This window comes from Methylobacterium sp. 285MFTsu5.1, assembly GCF_000383455.1.
Classification (GTDB): domain Bacteria; phylum Pseudomonadota; class Alphaproteobacteria; order Rhizobiales; family Beijerinckiaceae; genus Methylobacterium.
Genome location: NZ_KB911296.1, coordinates 44,020 through 63,799 on the forward strand (window position 1 = coordinate 44,020; position 19,780 = coordinate 63,799).

Sequence of the window (19,780 nt, forward strand, 5' to 3'; positions counted from 1 at the left end):
AGAGGGTATCACCCCGCCCAGACGCGCCGGTACAGGGCCACGATCTCGTCGGCGCTGGGCTCCACCGGGTTGTTGGCGGGGGAGCCGGAGGCCAGCGCCTGGGCCGCCATGGTGGGCAGCAGCGCCTCCCAGCGGGCCGGGTCGATCCCGTATTCCCGCGGTCCCGGCACGTCGAGGTCGTCGTTCAGCGCCTCGAGCTCGGCCACCAGGGCCGACACCGCGGAGCGGTCGTCGGTGTCCGGGCCGGCGATCTTCATGGCGCGGGCGCAGGCGGCGTAGCGGTCGATCGCGGCCGGGGCCGAGAAGGCCGTGACCGCCGGCAGCAGCATCGCGTTCGAGAGCCCGTGGGCCACGTGGAAATGGGCGCCGATCGGCCGGCTCATGCCGTGGACGAGCGCCACGGAGGCGTTCGAGAAGGCGATGCCGGCCTGGGTCGCGCCGAGCATCATCGCCTCGCGGGCCGCCCGGTCGCCCGGATCGGTCCAGACCCGGCGCAGGTTCGGGGCGATCAACCGCATCGCCTGAAGCGCCAGCCCGTCCGAGAACAGGTTCGACTTGCGCGAGACGTAGGCCTCGATCGCGTGGGTCAGGGCGTCGATGCCGGTATCGGCGGTGAGCCGCTTCGGCTTGGTGAGCGTCAGCTCGTAATCGACCAGGGCCGCCACCGGCAGGTAGGCGAGGCCGATGCAGAGCATCTTCTCGTCCGAGGCCTCGTCGGTCACGATGGTGAAGCGGGTCGCCTCCGAGCCGGTGCCGGCGGTGGTCGGGATCGCCACGATCGGCAGGCCGGGCTCGTCCTGCTGGCGCGGCGCCTTGTAGTCGCGCATGTGGCCGCCGTGGCGGGCGAGCACCGCCACCGCCTTGGCGGTGTCCATCGGGCTGCCGCCGCCGAAGCCGACCACGCAGTCGAAATCGCCCGCCTGGAGGGCCGCCAGCGCCGCCTCCACGGAGGCGACGGTCGGGTCCGGCACAGTCTCGGAGAAGATCGTGGCCTGCGCGCCCGCCTTGGTCAGCCGCTCGAGCAGCGTGTCGGTGCGGCCGCTGCCGGCAAGGTAGGGATCGGTGACCACGAAGGGCCGCGACAGGCCGAGCTGGCCGAGCACCTCCGGCAGGAGCCGCGAGGCGCCGGCGCCGACGCGCATCAGCCGGGGCAGGGCGATCGAGGCGACCATTCTCTTGCTTCTCCCACCCGGCACCTCGCTGGTGCGCCGGAACGACGATCTTAGGACCTGCGACCGCCGGGCGAAACTGCCGGTGCTTACACTGCCGGCCCGGCGAAGAGCGCGGCGGCGGCCTCCACCTCGCCCGCGATGAAGCCCGCCACGGCGCGGATATGGGCGGCCTTCCGGTGATCCTCGTGGATGTGCATGTGGAACGAGCGGGTCAGCGACACCGCGCCGGGCAGCACCGGCACGAGACCCGGATGGGCCGACGCGATGAAGGCAGGCAGCACGCAGAGGCCGGCGCCGCCGAGCGTCGCGTGGACCTGGGCCAGGAGGTTCGTCGAGCGCAGCCGCGCCGAGACCGGCGGACCCAGGGCGCCGAGATAGTTCAGCTCGCGCGTGAACAGCATGTCCTCGATGTAGCCGACGAAGGGATGCCCCGAGAGGTCCCCGACCTCCGCGATCGGCCCGGCCCCCGCGAGGTAGGATTCGGCCCCGTAGACGAGCAGCCGGTAGTCGGTCAGCCGGCGCGCCACCACCCGGGCCTGCTGCGGGCCGGAGAGGCTGATGACGATGTCGGCCTCGCGCTTCGACAGGCTGAAGATCCGGGCGGTCGCCATGATCTCGACCTCCAGCCCCGGATGGCGCGCGGTGAGCCGGTGCATCCGGGGGGCCAGGAAGACGCTGCCGAACCCGTCCGGCGCGCCGATCCGCACCGTGCCGGAGACCGCCTGGGCGGCCTCCGTGGCGGCGCTCGCCGACAGGAACGCGCTCTCCATGGCCTCGGCGACGCCGAGCAGGTTCGCGCCGTCCTCGGTGAGGGCGTAGCCGAGGTTGCTGCGGTGGAACAGCCGGGCGCCGAGCCCTTCCTCCAGGGCGCGGATCCGGCGCCCGACGGTGGTGTGCTCGGTGCCGGTACGGGTCCCGGCGGCGCTCAGCGTTCCGGTCCGCGCCACGGCGAGGAAGAAGCGGAGGTCGTCCCAGTTGGGCCCCGTCCTGGCCATGATCGCACCCTCGCTGTGCATCGATGCACGACGGCTGTAAGCGCATCCGGCTTTATCGCTCAAGCGATCCTGATAGGGTGCGCCAAAATCGAACGCCACATCACAGGGAGGCGCGCATGCGCACGATCGGGCATTACATCGGCGGCCGGAACGTCGGCGGCGAGAGCGGGCGGTTCGCCGACGTGTTCCACCCCTCGACCGGCGAGGTGCAGGCCAAGGTCGCGCTCGCCAGCAAGGCCGAGATGCGCGCCGCGGTCGAGAACGCCGCAGCGGCCCAGCCGGCCTGGGCGGCGACCAATCCGCAGAAGCGCGCCCGCGTGATGATGCGCTTCCTCGAGCTCATCCGCGGCGAGAACGATTCGCTGGCCGAGCTGCTGGCCTCCGAGCACGGCAAGACCGTGCCGGACGCCAAGGGCGACATCCAGCGCGGCGTCGAGGTCGTGGAGTTCGCCTGCGGCATCCCGCACCTGCTCAAGGGCGAGTACACCGAAGGGGCCGGGCCCGGCATCGATGTCTACTCCCTGCGCCAGCCGCTGGGCGTCGTCGCCGGCATCACGCCGTTCAACTTCCCGGCCATGATCCCGCTGTGGAAATGCGCCCCGGCCATCGCCTGCGGCAACGCCTTCATCCTGAAGCCGTCCGAGCGCGACCCGAGCGTGCCGATCCGCATCGCCGAGATCTTCCTGGAGGCGGGCCTGCCGCCGGGCATCCTCAACGTCGTCAACGGCGACAAGGAGGCGGTCGACGCGATCCTCGACGACGAGGACATCAAGGCGGTGGGCTTCGTCGGCTCCTCGCACATCGCCGAGTACATCTACGTGCGCGCCGCCGAGACGGGCAAGCGCGCCCAGTGCTTCGGCGGCGCCAAGAACCACATGATCATCATGCCGGACGCCGACATGGGCCAGGCGGTCGACGCGCTGATCGGCGCCGGCTACGGCTCGGCCGGCGAGCGCTGCATGGCCATCTCGGTGGCGGTGCCGGTGGGCGAGCAGACCGCCGACCGCCTGATGGAGAAGCTGGTCCCGCGGGTCGAGTCGCTCAAGATCGGTCCCTCGCACGACGGCTCGGCCGATTACGGCCCGCTCGTCACCCGGGAGGCCGTGCAGAAGGTCGCGAGCTACATCGACAAGGGCGTCGCCGAGGGCGCGCAGCTCGCCGTCGACGGCCGCGGCTTCAAGCTCCAGGGCTACGAGAACGGCTTCTACATGGGCGGCTCGCTGTTCGACCGCGTGACGCCCGACATGACGATCTACAAGGAAGAGATCTTCGGCCCCGTGCTCTCGGTGGTTCGGGCCAAGGATTACGAGGAGGCGCTGGCGCTGCCCTCGACCCACCAGTACGGCAACGGCGTCGCGATCTTCACCCAGGACGGCGATGCGGCCCGCGACTTCACCGCGCGGGTCAATGTCGGCATGGTCGGCGTCAACGTGCCGATCCCGGTTCCGATCGCCTACCACACCTTCGGCGGCTGGAAGCGCTCGGGCTTCGGCGACCTGAACCAGCACGGGCCGGACTCGATCCGGTTCTACACCAAGACCAAGACCGTGACGCAGCGCTGGCCGAGCGGCATCAAGAGCGGGGCGGAGTTCTCCATCCCGACGATGCGGTAGAGCGCGACGGCTCGAGGTGGGGCCCGGGTCCGCCTCTCCCGCGCGGGGAGGGGGTACGGCCCGCCTTGGGGCGGCCGATGTGCGTACCTCGCGCGGTGGCTGACGAACATGAGGGAGTGCCCATGAGTTTCGGGCTCGACGAGGACCGGACCGCGATCCGCGAGATGGCCCTCGGCTTCGCGGCCGAGCACATCGCGCCGCACGCCCTCGACTGGGACCGCGACAAGACCTTCCCGGTCGAGACCCTGCGGGAAGCGGCCGCCCTCGGCATGGCGGGCATCTACGTCCGCGAGGATGTCGGCGGTTCCGGCCTGTCGCGCCTCGACGCGACGCTGATCTTCGAGGCGCTCAGCACCGGCTGCCCGACCGTGGCGGCGTTCCTGTCGATCCACAACATGTGCGCCTGGATGATCGACGCCTACGGCGACGACGATCAGCGCCGCCGCTGGCTGCCGTCGCTCATGGGCATGGAGCGGATCGCCAGCTACTGCCTCACCGAGCCGGGTTCGGGCTCCGACGCTGCGGCGCTCCGCACCCGCGCCGAGCGGGACGGCGACCATTACGTGCTCTCCGGCGAGAAGCAGTTCATCTCGGGCGCCGGCGCCAGCGACCTCTACGTCTGCATGGTCCGCACCGGCGAGGCCGGCCCGGCGGGGATCTCCGCGATCGTGGTCGAGAAGGGCACGCCCGGCCTGTCCTTCGGGGCCGACGAGCGCAAGATGGGCTGGAACGCCCAGCCGACCCGCGCGGTGCGCTTCGACGGCTGCCGTGTGCCGGTGGGCAACCGCCTCGGCGCCGAGGGCCAGGGCTTCAAGATCGCCATGAGCGGCCTCGACGGGGGGCGGCTCAACATCGCGGCCTGCTCGCTCGGCGGCGCGCAGGCGGCCCTCGACAAGGCGCTCGCCTACATGGGCGACCGCCGCGCCTTCGGGGCGAGGCTCACCGACTTCCAGGCGCTGCAGTTCCGCCTCGCCGACATGGCGACGAGCCTGGAGGTGTCACGCACCTTCCTGCGGCACGCGGCCGCCGCGCTCGACGCCAAGGACCCGGCCGCGACCCAGCTCTGCGCGATGGCCAAGCGCCACGTCACCGACGCGGCCTTCGAGGTCGCCAACCAGGCGCTCCAGCTTCACGGCGGCTACGGCTACCTCGCCGAGTACGGCGTGGAGAAGATCGTCCGCGATCTGCGCGTGCACCAGATCCTCGAGGGGACCAACGAGATCATGCGGCTGATCATCGCCCGCGGGCTGACCGGGGGCCGCCGATGAGCGACGTGATCGTCGAGCGTGTCGGCGCCCTGGGCCGGCTGCGGCTCAACCGGCCGAAGGCCCTCAATGCCCTGACCCACGGCATGGTCGGCGAGATCGACCGGGCGCTCGACCGGTTCTCGGCCGATCCGGGCATCGCCGCGGTGCTGCTCACCGGGGAGGGCGAGCGCGGCCTGTGCGCCGGCGGCGACCTGCGCTCCCTCTACGACAGCCCCGACACCGCCTTCGCCGAGACCTTCTGGCGGGACGAGTACAGGCTCGATGCGCGCATCGCCGCCTACGAGAAGCCCTTCGTGGCGGTCATGGACGGCATCACCATGGGCGGGGGTGTCGGGCTCGCGGGCCACGCCGCGCACCGGATCGTCACCGAGCGTTCCCGCGTCGCCATGCCGGAGACCGGCATCGGCTACCTGCCGGATGTCGGCGGAACGTGGCTGCTGCCGCGCGCGCCCGGGGAACTCGGCACCTATCTCGGCCTGACCGGCGAGCCGGTCGGCGCCGCCGACGCGATCTTCTGCCGGCTGGCCGGCGCCCTGGTGCCCTCCGCGGGTCTGCCTGACCTGATCGACGCCCTCGTGGCGGTCGACCCGGATGCCGGGCAGGCGGGCGTGCGGGACGCGATCGCACGGCTCGCCCGTGATCCGGAGCCGGCACCGCTCGCCGCGCACCGGGCGGTGATCGACCGCTGCTTCGCCTTCGACATGGTGGACGAGATCCTGTCGGCCCTGGCGGCGGACGGCTCGGACTTCGCCGCCGCGACCCGGGCGACGCTCCTGACCAAGGCGCCGTCGAGCCTCGTCCTGACGCTGTGCCTCCTGCGGCTCGGCCGCGGCGCGCCGAACCTGGAAGCCTGCCTGGAGCGCGAGTTCCACGCCTCGCTGGCCCTGCTGGCGGAGGGCGATTTCCGCGAAGGCATCCGCGCCGCGGTGATCGACAAGGACAAGAGCCCGCGCTGGAACCCGCCGACCCTCGACGCGGTCGATCCGGCGCGGATCGCCCGCTGGCTGGAGAAGCGGGCGGAGCCGGTTTTTTCGGAATCGCGCACGGGGCCGGTGTGATGACGCATCGCTCGTTCCCACCCACACCCTCATCCTGAGGTGCCGAAGCGTAGCGTAGGCCTCGAAGGAGGGCTCCAGAAGCCGCCGTGATTCCTGGAGCCCTCCTTCGAGGCCCGCGTCGCGGTCACTTCAGATGAGGACGCGGGTGGAAGACGCGAACGACAGCAATCAAGGGAGAAGCAGGATGGCGCAGACCATCGGGTTCATCGGTCTCGGCAACATGGGCGGGCCCATGGCGGCCAACCTCGTGAAGGCGGGCCACACCGTGCGCGGCTTCGACTTGGTGCCGGCCTCGCTGGAGGGGGCGCGCGCCGGAGGCGTCGCTGTCACCGGCTCGGCCCTGGAGGCGGCCCAAGGGGCGGACGTCGTCATCACCATGCTGCCCGCCGGGCGGCACGTGGTCGAGGTCTGGACGCAGCTCGCCGAGGCCCTGCCCGCCGGCACGCTCCTGATCGATTCCTCCACGGTCGACGTCGAGAGCGCCCGCAAGGCCCACGCCCTCGCCGAGGCGCGGGGCTGCCTGTCGGTGGACGCGCCGGTCTCCGGCGGCACCGGCGGCGCGAAGGCCGGGACGCTGACCTTCATGGCCGGCGGCGCCGCGGCCGCCTTCGCCAAGGCCGAGCCGCTGCTGAAGGCGATGGGCAAGAACGTGTTCCATTGCGGCGATGCCGGCGCCGGGCAGGCGGCCAAGATCTGCAACAACATGATCCTCGGCATCTCGATGATCGGCGTCAGCGAGGCCTTCGCGCTCGGCGAGAAGCTCGGCCTGTCGCACCAGGCGCTCTACGACGTGGCCTCGGTCTCCTCGGGTCAGTGCTGGTCACTGACCACCTACTGCCCGGTGCCGGGTCCGGTGCCGACCTCGCCGGCCAACAACGGCTACAAGCCGGGCTTCGCCGCCGCGCTGATGCTCAAGGACCTCCGACTCGCTCAGGCCGCCGCCATCGCCGCGGGGGCGGCGACGCCGCTGGGCGCGGAGGCCGCGCAGATCTACGGCCTGTTCGAGGGCGCGGGCCACGGGGGAGAGGACTTTTCCGCGATCATCCGTATGCTCCGCGGGCAGGGAGGCGAGTCGTGAGCGACACGTACGAGACGATCCTGACGGAGACGCGCGGGCGCGTCCTGCTGATCACCCTCAACCGGCCGAAGGCCCTGAACGCCCTCAACGCGCAGCTCACCCGCGAGGTGATCCGGGCGGCGACCGAGGCGGATGCGGATCCGGGGATCGGCTGCATCGTCCTCACCGGCTCGGCGAAGGCCTTCGCGGCCGGCGCCGACATCAAGGAGATGCAGCACGCCACCTACGCGGAGATGTATTCCGGCGACCGGTTCGCCGACTGGGACCGGTTCGTCGCCGTGCGCAAGCCGATCATCGCCGCGGTGGCGGGCTACGCGCTCGGCGGTGGCTGCGAACTCGCCATGATGTGCGACATCATCCTGGCGGCCGACACGGCGCAGTTCGGCCAGCCCGAGATCAAGCTCGGCGTGATGCCGGGGATCGGCGGCAGCCAGCGGCTGACCCGCTTCGTCGGCAAGGCCAAGGCCATGGAGATGTGCCTGACCGGGCGGATGATGGACGCCGCCGAGGCCGAGCGTGCCGGCCTCGTCTCGCGCGTGATCGCGGCCGACCAGCTCCTCGACGAGGCACTGAAGGCGGCCGAGACCATCGCGTCGATGTCGCTGCCGATCGCGATGATGACCAAGGAGGCGGTCAACCGGTCCTACGAGACCACGCTGACCGAGGGCATCCGGTTCGAGCGGCGGGTGTTCCACGCCATGTTCGCCACCAAGGACCAGAAGGAGGGTATGGCCGCCTTCGTAGAGAAGCGGCCGCCCCGGTTCGAGAACACCTGAGCGGGGACCAGGCGATGGATGTGCTGGACCACGACGAAGTCCGGTTCGAGATGGCCTTCCCGCGCGCAATCGTCGCCCAGAAGGCGCGCGGGCGCGAGGAGACCATCAACGAGCACCTCGTGAAGCTGCTCGCCTTCGTGCCCCAACGGACGCGGTCGGTCTGGCGGAAAGAGCTGACGCGCCATTTCCGTTTCCTGGCGGCGCTGCGGGTCAAGCCCGGCGCCAGCCTGATCCCGCTCCGCGATTGGTGGGCATGGCTCTACGCGGATCCGTTCGAACACAACGAGGCCGGCTACACGGCCGGCCTGATCGCGCTGAACGCCGACGATTTCGCCCGCAACGACCGCAGTGTTGGGGCGATTGCCGGGCAGATCCGCGACTTCCACGCCGCCATGGTTCAGCGCCTCGCGCAGGGCGAGGCCGGTGAGGATCTGATCCCGGCCTGAAGACGCCGGGTCGGGATCGGGCAACGAGGACGAGGGGGAACGACCATGCCGAGCTTCCGGGAGGCCCGCGACCTTCTGCTGGCCCATCGCACCGACTACGCCGCCGCCGTCGCGGCCTTCGCGTGGCCGGACCCGGTGCCGTTCAACTGGGCGCTCGACTGGTTCGACGCCGTCCTCGCCGGCCCCGAGAGCCGCGACCGCGCCGCCCTGCGGATCGTCGAGGCTGGCAGCGGGGCCGAGCAGAGCCTCAGCTTCGGCGAGCTCGCGGCACGGTCCAATCAGGTGGCCAACCACCTGCGTCAGCTCGGCCTGAAGCGCGGTGACCACCTGCTCCTGCTGCTCGGCAACGTGCCGGCCCTGTGGGAGACCATGCTGGCCGCGATGAAGCTCGGCGCCGTGGTCATCCCGGCGACCACGCTGCTCACCGCCGACGAGCTCGCCGACCGCCTCGCCCGCGGCCGCCCGCGGGCGATCGTGGCCGGGCCGGAGCAGATCGCACGGTTCGCCGGCCTCGACACGGGCGGTGCCGTTCGCCTCGTCACCGGGGCTCCGACGGAGGGCTGGGCGGCCTACGACGACGCCTTCACGGCCTCGGACAGCTTCGCGCCGGACGCCCCGACCGCCGCCGACGACCCGCTGCTCCTCTACTTCACCTCCGGCACCACGGCGAAGCCGAAGCTGGTGCGCCACAGCCACCGCTCCTACCCGGTGGGCGCGCTCTCGACCATGTACTGGCTCGGGCTGCAGCCGGGGGACGTGCACTGCAACGTCTCCTCGCCGGGCTGGGCGAAGCACGCGTGGTCCTCGTTTTTCGCGCCCTGGAATGCCGGCGCGACGATCCTGGTGATCAACCAGGCGCCGTTCAACGCGGCCGCGCTGCTGGCGCAGCTGGAGCGCACCGGCGCCACCACGCTCTGCGCGCCGCCGACCGTCTGGCGGATGATCATCCAGGAGGACTTGTCCGGGAAGCGGCTCGCCCTGCGCGAGGTCTGCGCGGCGGGCGAGCCCCTGAATCCCGAGGTGATCGAGCGCGTGAAGAGCGCCTGGGGCCTCACGATCCGCGACGGCTACGGCCAGACCGAAACCACCGCGCTCATGGCCAACACGCCGGGGCAGCCGGTGGTGCCGGGCGCCCTGGGCCGGCCTCTCCCGGGCTACCGGGTGCGCGTCCTCGACCTCGACGGTCAGCCGGCCACCGAGGGCGAGGTCTGCCTCGAACTCGGGGCCCACCGGCCCGCCGGCCTGATGCAGGGCTACGACGACGGCCAGGGCAACCTGTCGGGCGCGGCCGGCGACCTCTACCACACCGGCGACGTCGCCTTCGTGGACGAGCAGGGCTGCTACACCTTCGTCGGCCGCGCCGACGACGTGTTCAAGTCGTCGGGCTACCGGATCAGCCCCTTCGAGCTGGAGAGCGTGCTGATCGAGCACCCGGCCGTGGCCGAGGCGGCGGTGGTGCCGGTGCCCGACCCGATGCGCCACACCATCCCGAAGGCCTACGTGTCCCTGGTGGCCGGAGCCAGCCCCGGACCCGAGACGGCGCTCGACATCTTCCGGTTCACCAACGCCCGGCTCGCGACCTTCAAGCGCCTGCGCGGGCTCGAATTCGTCACCGATCTGCCCAAGACGATCTCGGGCAAGATCCGGCGGGTGCAGCTCCGCCGCCTGGAGCACGAGGGCATCACCGAGGACCCGCACCGGGGCCGCGCCTACACGCAGGCGGACTTCCCGGAGCTGAAGGGCGAGGCCGAGCGCAAGCTCGACCAGACGGCGGGCTGAGCGTTTCCACCCCGTGATCGCGGGCGCAGCGAGGCTACCCAGGGCAGCGCGCCATCGGTCGGCTTGGCGCAGTCTTGGTGTGCCTCTCTGCGCTCGCGATGGCGGCTGCGCGCCTGAGGACTCAGGTCCCCGGGTGACGAACCCTCAAGGTTTCCGGTTTCCGAAGCCGAAGCCGCCGATTTACAAGGGTTCTCAAGTCTCCCGTCGACGCTGTCGCGCGTGAGCGGGCCCGCGCCGGCAGATCGGTAAAATTGCGCGCATCCGCTTCAGCGCCGCGGAGGCTCTGCGGCGCAATCCTGTCCTCAACAACGGGGACGGGTTCGATGGGCGCGGCGCTTCTCAGGACGGTTCGGGGGATGCTGGTCGGAGCGGCGACGCTGCTCGGCCTCGCCGCTCCGGTTCAGGCGCAGACGCTGGCGAGCCTGCCCGCGGACGTGGGCGCCAAGATCCTGGGCGACGCCAAGCCGATCGCGGCGTGGGTGACGTTCTGTCAGAATTACGCGGCGGAGTGCGCGCTGGACCGGGGCGAGCCGGCCCGGATCAGCCTGACGCCCGCCACCTGGGCGACGATCGTGTCGGTGAACCGGCGGGTCAACAAGGCGATCGAGCCGATGACCGACCAGGACCACCTGCACGTGGCCGACCGCTGGGACCTAGCCGAGGACGGCATCGGCGACTGCGAGGACTTCCAGCTGCTCAAGCGCCACATGCTGGCCGAGGCCGGCCTGCCGCGGCGGGCGATGCGCATGACCGTGGTGATCGACGAGAAGGGCGAGGGCCACGCCGTGCTGACCCTGATCACCGACCGCGGCGACCTGGTGCTCGACAACAAGACCAGCGCGATCCTGCCCTGGCACAAGACCGGCTACGTGTTCATCAAGCGCGAGAGCCAGGACGCCGTCGCCTGGGTCTCCCTCGGCGGCGTCACCTCCCCGGTCACCACTGCAAACCGGTGACGCGGCCTCAGGCCGCCCGGCTCAGCGACGGCTGGGCGAGGCTCGCCACGTAGGACTCCACCCGGCCGATGAAGGCCGCGAGATGCGGGGCGACGCCCCGGAGACTGGCGAGATCCCGGACCAGGATGTCCCGCGACAGCGCCCTGTCGCCCTCGCTCGGCGCGTCGGCGAGGTAGGAATCGACCGCGTGCTCCGCGATATTGATCGCGCCGGCCCGACCATCTTCGGCGAGCGCTCTGATCACCTGCTGGATGGCGGGCTGCATGGCGGGTCCTTTCCTGGGGTGCGGCCCCGTCGGCGACGGGCTGGCCGGCTTCACGCGTCTCGATCGAGCCCGCCGCGAATCCCCCGTGCGAGCCGTGCTGAGAAGCCGGCAAAGCTGACCTGAATCAAGGCCTTCCGAGAAGGCGCAGAGCGGCTATTCACTCAGTGCATACGGTTTCGGCCAGCCCCGCGGATGCAACACTCTCTTAAATCGGAACCGATACGGCTCCCCGCGCGTTAGCTGCCTCGCCCTGACCCATTGTGCGTCGCACGTGGCCGTGTCACCCTTCCGTCATCATCGGGCGGCGGGGGCTTGAACCATGCGGCACGCGGATGGCGGTATCTCGTGTCAGGTCTTCGGCCCGCTCCGTTGGCGCGGGTGGACGCACGCGGCGTGCCGCGCGCGGCAGGCGGCGAGTTTCGCCCTGCTCGGCACGATCCTCGCGATGGGCGGCGCCACGACCCACGCCCACGCGCGGCTGGTCCTGCCGGATCAGGTGACCGCCGCCGAACCGACCGGGCCGGTGCGGGCGATCGCGGGCTGGACGGATTTCTGCGCCCGCACGCCTCAGGAATGCACGGTCGACACGGCCGAGCCGGCCGAGATTTCCCTGACCGTGGCGGTGTGGCGGACCCTGCAGAGCGTCAACCGCCGCGTGAACGCGCGCATCCGGCCGATCACCGATCAGGCGCATTGGGGCGTCGTCGACCGCTGGGACTTCCCCGATGACGGGTTCGGCGATTGCGAGGATTACCAGCTGCTGAAGCGGCGGATGCTGGTGGAGCGCGGCCTGCCGCGGCGCGCCCTGCTGATGACCGTGGTGATCGACGAGACCAACGAGGGCCACGCGGTGCTGACGGTCCGGACCGACCGCGGCGACTTCATCCTCGACAACAAGACCGACGCGATCCGCTCCTGGCGCCGCACCGGCTACAACTTCATCAAGCGGGCCGGCCAGGACGGCGCGGCCTGGGTGTCCCTGGAGGGCAAGGACGGGACCGCGCAGGTGGCCACCGCCGAGCCCTGAACCCGATCAGGCGCCCACCAGCATCGCGGCGAGGTCGAGGGCGACGCGGCCGGAGAGCAGGCTCCAGCCGCACGCGATGACCGTCGCCAGCATCACGAACGGGATCGGGCGCCCCTCGATCCGCCGGCCGCGCACCGTGTTGCGCAGGATGATGAACGGCGCCGAGAAGGCCAGCATCGGCAGGGCGGCGACCGCCGGCAGACCACCGCGCTCCAGCAGGCTGAAGCTCGCCCGCCGCGCCGCGAACAGCTCGAAGGCGCTGGCGATCAGGCCGGACAGCGCCAGTCCGATGCAGAGGGTCCGGATCGACTCGAGGGCGACGGGCGTGAGGACCATTATTCGCGCTCCTGATACAGGTTGCGCGCACTGTACTCACGCCGTTTACCGGTTGTTAAGCACGAGTCTTCGTTAGCGTTAATCCGTGCACAGGTGCGGCCGGCGGGACCCGATCCGGGACGCGGGTCCGGCCGGAGCGCGGGCCTCAGGCCTCTTCCTCGAGATCGATGTCGAGGATCGCCATCCGGAAGACGAAGGAATCGTCGCCGTCCTCCTTGTCGTCGGCGATCACGCCGATCGACTCCTCGCCGATGAACACCTCGGCGGAGTCGCCGGTCTTCATCGCGGTAAGGCGGATATTGTTGTTCGCGAACTTGCGGCGCAGATAGTCCTGAAGCTTCGCGGTCTCGGCTTTGGTCACGCTGGTCGATCTCCCCTGGCGGCGCTGGCGCCGCGGATGGGCCGAGGGCTTGCCACGCCGCGGGCGGAGCGGCAAGCGCGACGGCCCCGGGTCAGATCCCGTCGCCCAGGTGGATGAACTGATCGAGGGCGACGAGCTGGTCCATCGCCCGAGCCGGATCGTCGCAGCCGGCGGTGCCGACCACGCGCGCCGGCACGCCGACGACCGTCGTGTTCGGCGGTACCGGCCGCAGCACCACCGAGCCCGCCGCCACTCGGGCGCAGGCTCCGACCTCGATGTTGCCCAGGATCTTGGCGCCGGCGCCGATCATCACGCCGCGGCGGATCTTGGGGTGGCGGTCGCCGCGCTGCTTGCCGGTGCCGCCCAGGGTCACGGCGTGGAGGATCGACACGTCGTCCTCGATCACCGCGGTCGACCCGACCACGAGGCCGGTGGCGTGGTCGAGGAAGACGCCCCGACCGATCCGCGCCGCCGGATGGATGTCGCACTGGAACACCTCCGAGACCCGGCTCTGGAGGTAGAGGGCGAGGTCGCGCCGACCGCGGTTCCAGACATGGTGGGCGAGGCGGTAGGCCTGCAGGGCGTGGAAGCCCTTGAAGTACAGGACCGGTTCGAGGGCCCGGAGCGTCGCCGGATCCCGGTCGATCACCGCGCCGATATCGGCGCGGAACGCCTGGCCGATTCCGGGATCGACCGTGATCGCCTCGTGGAAGGCGTGGGCGACGAGTTCGGCCGGGAGCGACGGGTGCCCGAGCCGCGCCGCGACCCGGTGGGAGACCGCGCCTTCCAGCGTGGTGTGGTTCAGGATGGTGGCGACGATGAAGGAGGCGAGCTGCGGCTCGGTCCGCAGGACATCCTCCGCCTCGTCCCGCAACCGCGACCAGACCGGGTCGACGACCGCGAGGTCATGCGATGGGTGAGTGAAGGCAGGACTGGCGCTCATAGTCGGATGCTCATGTCCGGGACTTCGCAGGGTCTGCCGGTCGCGCGTGGGGCGGGGCCGGTCCAGCGCCCGCTCGGCGGGGTGGTTGTCCCGCCCGGAGAGACGGCAGCGGCGGCGACGGACCGCGGGTACTGCCCTAGCGTGGTGCGCTGCACCGCGGCGATCAAGGGCCGGCGCGGCCCAGGGGTCGCATCGGTCGCATGGCTGTCAGCGAACGCGGGCGGGTCAGTCCGCCAGCGGCACGCCCTGCCCGAACCGCGCCTCGATCGCCGCCGTCAGGCGGTCCAGCATCGTCTGGACAGGGATGTTGGAGGTGTCCACCGTCGCCGGGGCCCGGGCGTAGAGCGGCTCGCGGCTCGCCAGCACGGCGCGCAGCTCCTGCATCGCGGAGGCGTGGTCGCCCGTCGTGGCGAGGTGTCCCTGCTCGCGGACGCGGCTCATATGCTCCTCCGGCCGGGCGCGCAGCCAGATGGTGTAGAACGCCTGGAGGAGCAGATCGTAGGTCAGCGGTTCCGCGACGATGCCGCCGCTCGTCGCGAGGATCAGCGGCCCGGGATGCTCGGTCAGGCGCCGCAAGGCCGCCTGCTCGAGCCGGCGGTAGCCTTCCTGGCCGTAGATCGCGAAGATCTCCTGGACCGAGAGGGCGTTCTCCCGCTCGATCTCGGCGTTGAGCTCCACGAAGGTCCAGCCGAGGCGCTCGGCCGCGAGCTTGCCGAGGGTCGACTTGCCGGCGCCGCGCAGTCCGGTCAGCGCCACGCGCGGCCGGTTGCTCGATTCGGGCCGGCTGCCGCCGGACAGGGCCTCCTTGGCGGCGACGATCTGGGCCGGGCTCGCCTGGGCGAGGAGGTCGCGCACCACGGGCCAGTCGGGCAGCGCGTCGTTGCCGGTGATCAGGTCGTCCAGCCGCACACCCATGGCGTTCGCCACCCGCCGCAGCAGGATGATCGAGACGTTGCCCTGGCCGCCCTCTAGCTGCGCGATGTAGCGCTCGGACAGGCCCGAGGTCTGCGACAGAACCTTGCGCGACAGCCCGCGCACGGTGCGCGCGTGCCTGACGCGTCGCCCGAGGTCCGTGAGAAAGAGAGATTCCTGTTCCACGCCGGTCATGGCGCCGTCCGCTTTCCTGCCAGCTCGAAAGCAGAGTCCGTGCCCTGCATGCCTGCCGCTTCGAGATCCATCGCGCTTTGGCGTTCCGCCAGACAGGAAGCTGCCTGAGAACGTGCGCGTGTAGACCGGCGTTTCCTGCCCTGAGATCCGTCGTGCGCCACCCGCGTACGGCCGCTGTCTCGCGGCGCCGGTCCGTACCGTAACGATCCAACCACGTTGCTGGCGTGGCGCCTATGTGTTGCGGATCGACCCGATGGTCAAGCCTTGGGCATGATCCTTGTGTGGGCAGAAGGCCCGGCCGGGCGGGCGATCGGCGGTCTGCGCCCGCGCCGGAGAGGGCGCGCTACTCGACCGGCAGGGCCGTGGCCTCGCGCACCGGCGCGGCGGCCGGAGCGCGCCGCGGCGTCGCGGCGGCGAGCATCTGGAGCGACGGACGGCGCGGCGGCAGCGGCACCTCGACCGCCTCGACCGCCGCCTCGGTGGCCGGTGCCGAAGCGGCCGCGGGGGTCATCGGGGTGGCGGCCGCCGCGGGCTGCGGCGAGAGCCGGAGTTCCGCCATCTGCGCCGGCGAGGCCTCCGCGCTCCCGAGGGCGGTGGGTCGGCGCGGCGGCAGCGGCACCTCTACGGCGGGAACCGAGGCGGCCTGCGGGGCGGCCGGGGTCGCGCCCGCGGCCGGGTCGATGGACAGGCTGGCGAGTTCGACCGCGGCGCCGGCCAGGGCGGCGGGCCGGCGCGGCGGCAGCGGCACCTCGACGGTCTCGGTCGGAACCTCCGCCACGGCGGCGGCCGTCGGCGCGTAGGCCAGGGCGGCCGCGGGGTTGGGTTTGGAGTCGGCGACGCCGCCGCCGAACAGGCTCGCGAGGGCGCTGGCCGACGCCGCCACGGGGGCGACCACCGAGGCGACCTCGGTGGAGATGCCCTGGCGCTTGGCGGCGTAGTAGTAGCCGCGGTTGTAGTACTGGTAGGCCTGGGCGACGTTGCCCTTGGCCGTGCGGTAGGCGCCCGCCAGATAGGCCACGCCGTAGCGCAGGTTGGTCTCCGGATCGTACAGGCCGGCGGCGTCGCCGGTGTAGCCCATGCCGCGCGCGGTCGCGTGCTTGATCTGCATGAGACCCAGGGCGCTGCCGCCCTTCGCCCGCGGATTGTAGTTGCTCTCGCGCTTGACCACGGCGTGCACGAAGCTCGCCGGAACGCCGTTCGCCTTCGCCTGCTGCTCGATCAACGCGTCGATATTGTCGCGCGCGCCCTGCCCGAAGGCGGCTGCGGGCGCGACCGCGAGGACGGCGGCCAGGATGAGGCGATGCATTCCGAGACCCGGTGCTGCTTGTTCTGTAGTCAAGCTAGGTCACGGGGAAATGAGGCCGGAAAGCGGCCCCCGTTCGGCAGCCTGTGGGCGGCCGGGGCGACGGGCGTGCTTGTGATCCGCGCGCCACAGGGCGGCGCGCGGACGCGGTCGGCCGGTCTGGGGAGCCGGTCAGGGAAGGATGAAGCGCTCGACCGCGCGGGCGAACCCGTCGGCGTCGTTGCTGTCCGTGACCGCGCTGGCGGCCGCCTGGACGCTCGCCTCGGCATTGCCCATCGCCACGGAGTAGCCGCTCTGTGCGAACATCGGGCGATCGTTCCCGGCATCGCCGAACGTGGCGATCCGCTCGCGCGGGATAGCGAGATGCGCGCTCATCCAGGCGACGAAGCGACCCTTGTCGAGATCGGGCGGGGTCACGTCGAGATAGTACTTCTGCGAGCGGTGGACGGTGGCCCGGCCGGCCAGCGCCGCCGCGATTCGCGTCTCGCAGGCCGCGAGATGGGCGTGGTCGCGGCTGACGCCGACGATCTTGGCGGCCGTACCCATGAGCGTTCCGAGATCCGGCACGACCCGGGGCTCCGCGTCGATCGTGCGGCGCTCCAGGTCGGTGTAGGGACCGTCCGGGTCGCGCAGGCACCACGCGCCGTCGGCGAAGACCCAGACGTCCAGCCCCTCGGCCAGGAGCCGGTCGAGGGCCGCCCGGGCCGCCGGCTCCGGGATGGTCCGCTCCTCGATGATCGACAGGTCCGGCCGGACGACGCTCGCGCCGTTGAAGGCCCCCATCGGCAGGTCGAGGCCGAGCTCCGCCACGAGGCTCCGCAGTCCGATCGGCGGCCGCGCCGAGGCGATGCTGAAGCCGATCCCGGCCGCGCGCAGGCCACGCACGGCCGCCACCGTCGCCGCCGTCAGGCGCTTGTCCCCGGTGACCAGGGTGCCGTCGACGTCCGAGATCACCAGGGCGATCCCCGCGGCCTTGCCGGTACCTGCTGTCATCGCGTCACTCCCCACCCGGATCCCGGCGCGCAGCGGTGGCGAGTTCCGCCACGACCCGGTCGGCAATCGCCTCGGGCGGCTCGAGGATCCCGACGGTGATCGGGTGCTCGTCGGGGCCCGGGACCTCGAGGGTGGCGAACTGGCTGTCCAGGAGATGCGGCGACATGAAGTGACCCTGGCGCTCCGCGAGGCGCCGCGCGATCAGGGCCTTGTCGCCGTCGAGGTAGACGATGCGGACCCGCCGGCTGCCCCGGGTGAGGACGTCCCGGTACGCGCGCCGGAGCGCCGAGCAGACCACCACGCCGGACTCGCCGGCGTCGAGGCGCTGCTGGATCCAGGTCGCGATCCGGGCGAGCCACGGCGCGCGGTCCGCGTCGTCGAGGGCGTGGCCCGCGTGCATCTTCGCCACGTGCTCCGGCGCGTGGAAGCTGTCGCCGTCCACGAAGATCCAGCCGAGCTTCTCGGCGATCAGCGCCGCCACGGTGCTCTTCCCGGACCCCGAGACGCCCATGACCACGAGCACCTGAGCGGCCGTCCCGGCATCGAATGGCGGGTCTGATTGGGACGTCATCCGGACCACCGTGGCTCCGAGGCGCGCCGGGGCGCCGCGCGTCACGATCATGCGGAGCGCGCGCGCGGAAGGGAAGATCGCCGCGCCCGACGTTGCCGCCGTGTGGCAGGAACCGTCGCGCCGCGGGCCGCGTTGACGACCCAGAACGCGAACATTTAGGGAACATGAGTCGCATGGCTACCACCACCGCGAAGGCGACGTCGAAGGCCGATCGGGATTCTGGAGGGCGCCAGGATGCGCGCCAGAACGCGCCGGAGAACCCCAAGACCGACCCGAAGGACGTGTCGAACCAGATCAAGGATCCGGACCAGTGGACCACCGGCGGCGAGCCGATGACCGGCGCGCAGGCCTCCTACCTGAAGACGCTCTCCCAGGAGGCGAAGGAGCCGAAGGCGTTCGATCCCGACCTCGACAAGGCCGAGGCCTCCAAGCGGATCGACGACCTGCGCCACAAGGCCGGCCACGCCTGAGCCGTCGCGGGCGCGCCCTCGCCGGGCGCGCCCGCCGCGCGGGGCGGTGCATATCCCGCCCGGAATCAGCCCGATGCCCTGTTTCGGACACTTCGTTAAGCCGGCGGCAAGCGCGGGCCGGTAACAGCCTTCCGAGCGCGTGAGGCCACGCGGACGGCGGGACGGGAAGGCGCGTTCGACCATGGATGAGCCGGGCGGCGACGGGGCGGGGCGGCGCGCGGTGCGATCCCGGGCGGCGGCCGCCCTGACGGATCGGATCCCTGTCGCGACCGCGCGCTTCGCCCGCGACGTCCGCGGATCCACCGCGACCGAGTATGCCCTGCTCGGGGGCCTGATCTTCCTCGTCGCGGTCGGCAGCATCCGCTACTACGTGTCCCGCGTCAGCGCCGTCTACGGCGACATCACCGCGGCGGTGACACAGGGTCAGTGAGCGGATCGCGCCGGGGCCGTGCGGCCCTGGAGTCGATGGGCCGACTCGTTACCGTCGACAGCGCTCGGATTTGTGTCCCGATATTTCAGCAGCGCGCGCTGCGCCCGGCATTCGTCGTCCCTGTGCCCCGAAAAAGCTGTGCTTAACGAGGATGACTTAGCAGTCTCGGTCGTGGCGGGCGGAGTGTGGCTCACCCGCTACGGACACCTGGGCCGCTATGGGCTAGGCACGGGCTCGGCAATACCGATGGGCAACATCTGGATGCGCAAACTTCCCCTCGTCCTGCTCGCCGTCACGGCGATGTCGGGCTGCACGTACCTGCCCGCGGCGGGTCCGACGGCGAGCGCGATCCAGGCCGGGGCCGAGGTCGCCACGGCCGACGGCGGGATCCTTGCCCGCTACGAGATCATCGACGTCACGCCCTCCGTGGTCGAGGCCCTGCGCGGCCGCCCCCTCGACAGCCTGCTCGCCTCCTTCGGCGACCATCGCCCCTCCTCCGAGCCGGTCATCGGCATCGGCGACATGGTCTCGGTCTCCGTCTGGGAAGCCGGATCCGGCGGCCTGTTCTCCGGACCCCTCGTCGCCGACCGCTTCTCCGCCGGATCCAAGTCCGCCCTCATCCCCGAGCAGCCCGTCGGGCGCGACGGCGCCATCTCGGTGCCCTATGCCGGCCGCATCAAGGTCGCCGGCCGCCGCACCCAGGACGTCCAGGCGCTCATCGAGAACGAACTCGCCGGCAAGGCCATCCAGCCCCAGGTGCTGGTCTCGGTCACCCGCCCGATCTCCCAGGCCGTCACCGTCACCGGCGAGGGCGCCGCCGGCGCCCGCCTGCC

The 19,780-nt window shown here is 71.6% G+C and carries 22 protein-coding genes; 12 read left to right on the top strand and 10 right to left on the bottom strand.

Annotated features, from left to right (window positions below; genetic code table 11):
* Nucleotides 1-8: 8 nt before the first annotated feature.
* Nucleotides 9-1,172 carry an iron-containing alcohol dehydrogenase gene (locus H288_RS0126780; RefSeq protein WP_020095651.1) on the bottom strand — a complete coding sequence of 388 codons (1,164 nt, stop codon included), beginning with the start codon at nt 1,170-1,172 and terminating at the stop codon, nt 9-11.
* An 86-nt stretch (nt 1,173-1,258) separates the two neighbouring features.
* A complete protein-coding gene (locus tag H288_RS0126785; protein WP_103986049.1) occupies nt 1,259-2,167 on the bottom strand; it encodes a LysR family transcriptional regulator in 909 nt (302 codons plus the stop codon).
* Nucleotides 2,168-2,283: 116 nt separating this feature from the next.
* On the opposite strand from H288_RS0126785, the gene H288_RS0126790 reads away from it, so the two are divergent.
* The 8 genes from H288_RS0126790 (at nt 2,284) to H288_RS0126825 (ending at nt 11,141) form a co-directional block, all read left to right on the top strand.
* Nucleotides 2,284-3,780 (top strand): CoA-acylating methylmalonate-semialdehyde dehydrogenase, encoded by a 1,497-nt coding sequence (locus tag H288_RS0126790; protein ID WP_020095653.1) that lies wholly within the window; start codon nt 2,284-2,286, stop codon nt 3,778-3,780.
* Nucleotides 3,781-3,902: 122 nt separating this feature from the next.
* The gene (locus H288_RS0126795; protein ID WP_020095654.1) at nt 3,903-5,048 is read left to right on the top strand and encodes an isobutyryl-CoA dehydrogenase; all 1,146 of its coding nucleotides are present in this window, start codon (nt 3,903-3,905) and stop codon (nt 5,046-5,048) included.
* The gene (locus H288_RS0126800) at nt 5,045-6,106 is read left to right on the top strand and encodes an enoyl-CoA hydratase/isomerase family protein (protein WP_020095655.1); all 1,062 of its coding nucleotides are present in this window, start codon (nt 5,045-5,047) and stop codon (nt 6,104-6,106) included. The genes H288_RS0126795 and H288_RS0126800 overlap by 4 nt, the downstream gene beginning before the upstream one ends.
* A 184-nt stretch (nt 6,107-6,290) precedes the next feature.
* The gene (gene mmsB, locus H288_RS0126805; protein WP_020095656.1) at nt 6,291-7,184 is read left to right on the top strand and encodes a 3-hydroxyisobutyrate dehydrogenase; all 894 of its coding nucleotides are present in this window, start codon (nt 6,291-6,293) and stop codon (nt 7,182-7,184) included.
* Entirely contained in the window at nt 7,181-7,960 is a 780-nt protein-coding gene (locus tag H288_RS0126810) for an enoyl-CoA hydratase (RefSeq protein ID WP_020095657.1), read from the top strand. The genes mmsB and H288_RS0126810 overlap by 4 nt, the downstream gene beginning before the upstream one ends.
* 14 nt (nt 7,961-7,974) lie before the next feature.
* Nucleotides 7,975-8,406 carry a hypothetical protein gene (locus H288_RS0126815; RefSeq protein ID WP_020095658.1) on the top strand — a complete coding sequence of 144 codons (432 nt, stop codon included), beginning with the start codon at nt 7,975-7,977 and terminating at the stop codon, nt 8,404-8,406.
* Between the two features lie 45 nt (nt 8,407-8,451).
* On the top strand, nt 8,452-10,185 hold the full coding sequence (locus H288_RS0126820; protein ID WP_020095659.1) for an AMP-binding protein: 1,734 nt from the start codon (nt 8,452-8,454) through the stop codon (nt 10,183-10,185).
* A gap of 356 nt (nt 10,186-10,541) precedes the next feature.
* Complete coding sequence (locus H288_RS0126825; protein WP_020095660.1) at nt 10,542-11,141, top strand: transglutaminase-like cysteine peptidase; 600 nt, start codon at nt 10,542-10,544, stop codon at nt 11,139-11,141.
* A 7-nt stretch (nt 11,142-11,148) separates the two neighbouring features.
* On the opposite strand, the gene H288_RS0126830 is transcribed toward H288_RS0126825, so the two are convergent.
* Nucleotides 11,149-11,406, bottom strand: a complete 258-nt coding sequence (locus tag H288_RS0126830) for a hypothetical protein (RefSeq protein ID WP_012320711.1) — start codon at nt 11,404-11,406, stop codon at nt 11,149-11,151.
* Between the two features lie 319 nt (nt 11,407-11,725).
* On the opposite strand from H288_RS0126830, the gene H288_RS0126835 reads away from it, so the two are divergent.
* Nucleotides 11,726-12,433 carry a transglutaminase-like cysteine peptidase gene (locus H288_RS0126835; RefSeq protein ID WP_026605326.1) on the top strand — a complete coding sequence of 236 codons (708 nt, stop codon included), beginning with the start codon at nt 11,726-11,728 and terminating at the stop codon, nt 12,431-12,433.
* A gap of 6 nt (nt 12,434-12,439) precedes the next feature.
* Here H288_RS0126835 and H288_RS0126840 read toward each other — a convergent pair whose 3' ends face one another.
* The 7 genes from H288_RS0126840 to H288_RS32870 form a co-directional block, all read right to left on the bottom strand.
* Complete coding sequence (locus H288_RS0126840) at nt 12,440-12,769, bottom strand: hypothetical protein (protein ID WP_020095662.1); 330 nt, start codon at nt 12,767-12,769, stop codon at nt 12,440-12,442.
* Between the two features lie 145 nt (nt 12,770-12,914).
* On the bottom strand, nt 12,915-13,130 hold the full coding sequence (locus tag H288_RS0126845; RefSeq protein WP_007565940.1) for a DUF3126 family protein: 216 nt from the start codon (nt 13,128-13,130) through the stop codon (nt 12,915-12,917).
* A gap of 91 nt (nt 13,131-13,221) precedes the next feature.
* On the bottom strand, nt 13,222-14,073 hold the full coding sequence (cysE, locus tag H288_RS0126850) for a serine O-acetyltransferase (protein ID WP_026605327.1): 852 nt from the start codon (nt 14,071-14,073) through the stop codon (nt 13,222-13,224).
* A 225-nt stretch (nt 14,074-14,298) separates the two neighbouring features.
* Entirely contained in the window at nt 14,299-15,180 is an 882-nt protein-coding gene (locus H288_RS0126855; protein WP_020095664.1) for a helix-turn-helix transcriptional regulator, read from the bottom strand.
* A gap of 343 nt (nt 15,181-15,523) precedes the next feature.
* Nucleotides 15,524-16,486, bottom strand: coding sequence for a transglycosylase SLT domain-containing protein (locus H288_RS0126860; protein ID WP_020095665.1), 963 nt, complete (start codon nt 16,484-16,486; stop codon nt 15,524-15,526).
* Between the two features lie 168 nt (nt 16,487-16,654).
* Entirely contained in the window at nt 16,655-17,476 is an 822-nt protein-coding gene (locus H288_RS0126865; RefSeq protein WP_020095666.1) for a Cof-type HAD-IIB family hydrolase, read from the bottom strand.
* 4 nt (nt 17,477-17,480) lie between these two features.
* A complete protein-coding gene (locus H288_RS32870) occupies nt 17,481-18,047 on the bottom strand; it encodes a gluconokinase (RefSeq protein WP_051123786.1) in 567 nt (188 codons plus the stop codon).
* Between the two features lie 173 nt (nt 18,048-18,220).
* On the opposite strand from H288_RS32870, the gene H288_RS0126880 reads away from it, so the two are divergent.
* From H288_RS0126880 to H288_RS0126890, 3 genes are all read left to right on the top strand, one after another.
* A complete protein-coding gene (locus H288_RS0126880) occupies nt 18,221-18,517 on the top strand; it encodes a DUF3072 domain-containing protein (protein WP_020095668.1) in 297 nt (98 codons plus the stop codon).
* Between the two features lie 181 nt (nt 18,518-18,698).
* Nucleotides 18,699-18,947, top strand: coding sequence for a hypothetical protein (locus H288_RS0126885; protein WP_020095669.1), 249 nt, complete (start codon nt 18,699-18,701; stop codon nt 18,945-18,947).
* A gap of 261 nt (nt 18,948-19,208) precedes the next feature.
* The coding region (locus H288_RS0126890) for a polysaccharide biosynthesis/export family protein (protein WP_026605329.1) at nt 19,209-19,780 on the top strand (572 nt) is incomplete at its 3' end.